Annotated in this window: 1 protein-coding gene; it reads left to right on the plus strand. The window is 74.2% G+C overall.

Annotation, left to right across the window (positions count from 1 at the left end; translation table 11 throughout):
• Nucleotides 1–2,028, plus strand: a 2,028-nt coding sequence (locus tag AOK03_RS29795; protein WP_157869114.1) for a hypothetical protein, incomplete at its 5' end; no start/stop codon positions are given.
• Between the last annotated feature and the right edge of the window lie 33 nt (nucleotides 2,029–2,061).

Consider the following 2,061-nt stretch of genomic DNA (forward strand, 5'->3'; position numbering starts at 1 on the left):
GCCCTGCGCGACGCGGGCGTCGACCCCGGCGCCTCCATGGACGTGGTCAAGAACGCCTCGTACGCCCTGCTCGAACGCGGCACCATGTCGTGGCACGAGCGGATGGCCCTGGAGCGACTGCGGCTGCCGGGGCGGCGGCTGCAGCTGGACGCGCTGCTCTACCGCTGGCACTCCCCCGCCGCGCTGCGCGACGCCCTCGCCGGGCTCTCGCCGGACGAGGGGCCGGGCCTCCTCGACGCCCTGTGCGAGCGCTCCCCGCAGGACGCGCCGCTGCTGCTGCTCCTCGCGCGGGACCGGGAAGCGGCCGCCGCGGAGTGGGAGCGGCGTCTGAAGGAGGCGCCCGGCGACATGGCCGTGGTGCACGGGCTCGCCGTGGCCCGGCTGTGGCAGGCGCTGGAGCTGGAGCAGAGCGGGGCGTGGGAACACGCGGTGCACGCCTGGGAGTCGGCGCTCGCGTACTGGGCGACGCTGCTCAGCGACGACGAGTACTGGGACGGCTGGCGCGCCGAGCGCGCGGCCGCCTACGAACGCGACCTGACGCACGACGACATGGCGTCGCTGCGCTGGGAGCTCAGCCAGCACCTCTTCGGGCAGCTGGCGGCCTACGAGCAGCGGCACACCGAGCAGGACAGACCCCAACAGGCCGCCGCCTACCAGGCGTTGGCCGCCCTCCTGGAGTCCGAGCTGGGTGGCGCGCGCGTCCTGAAGGACGTGGGCGGCCTGCCGTCCGTGCCGGGCTCGCGCTCCACGCTGGCGTGCGGGCCGCGCTATCTGCGGCTGCTGTGCCTGCAGGAGCCGCTCGCCGAGCTCGCCGCCGGTCTCGACGCCGCCGCCCAGCAGGGCAAGGACCCCGGCGAGTACGCCGCACGCGAACTGCGCTGGGCCTTCTCGGAGCTGGCGCGGAGCTTCGCCCTCTCCGAGGTGCGGAAGTTCGGGGCCGCGCTGCGGTCGCTGCCGTCCTTCCCCACCCTGACCACCCTGCCGGACGACTGCGCCGGGCCCGCGTCGCAGGCGGCGCACGCTCAGGAGTGCGCCCTCTGCCAGGACTTCCTGCGGCGCAACCCCGCGTACGTACGTCTCCCCAGGCGCCACGCCCGGTTCCTCCAGGACGGCGTCGAGCTGGCGGTGCACGTCCGGCTCGCGCTCGCCAGGACGGCGCTGACGCGCGGCGACGGCGGACTCGTCGAGGCGTTGGCCCACTGGCGCGAGCTGGTGAAGGTGTCCCGGAACGCCGGGATGCAGGCCCGCTCCAAGAAGGCCGTGATCCGCACCGTGCTGGGCCGGGTCGAGGCGCTCACCGACGAGGAGGGCGTCCAGCTCGGCGGCTGCCTCGACGAGGCCGTCACGCTCGTCGAGTCCGCGATCAACGTGCTGCACCCGCTCGACCGTGAGCTGCTGAGCCTGCTGAACGCGAAGCTCTCCGCGCTGCTCTCGATGCGCGGCGTGTGGCGCGGCTACACCCGCACCAAGCACGGCATGCGCTCCGACATGCACGGCGCGGAGGCGGACCTGCGCCGGGCCCTGACCCTCAACCCGGAGTCGAGTCACGCCCGCGACAACCTCGCGCGGGCCTTCGTGTTCACGCTCGACGAGCGGACGTACGAGGTGCCCGCGCGCCTGAAACTGCTCCACGACGCACTCGGCCTCCTCGACGTGGGCCTGGGCCAGGCGCTGACGCACCGGTACCGCGAGACGCTCGGCGAGGCCCTCGACGAGATGGAGAAGCTGCTCACCCGGCACCTCGGCGTCGAGGGCATGGGCGCGCTGATCCGCAGCGACGGCCAGGAGGCTCCGCCGGACGTCGACGATCTGGCGTCCTGGGCCGCCGAGCTGACGCGCCGGGCGGAGAGCGCGCTGCGCGGCGGAGACATCCTGTGGGCGCTGCACCATCTGATCCGCGCCACCCGCGCGGAGCCCACCGACAGCCGCATCAGACAGGCCCTGCTCGGCGCGGTCGACCGCTGGCTGGCCGAACTCACCCCCGGGGCCGCGGCCCTCGAGACCGAAGAAGGAGGCAGCGTCGCATGATCAAGGACCCTTCCGCGAACGGGGCAGGCCCCT

Origin of the sequence: Streptomyces atriruber (assembly GCF_001418325.1) — a bacterium.
Lineage (GTDB): Bacteria > Actinomycetota > Actinomycetes > Streptomycetales > Streptomycetaceae > Streptomyces > Streptomyces atriruber.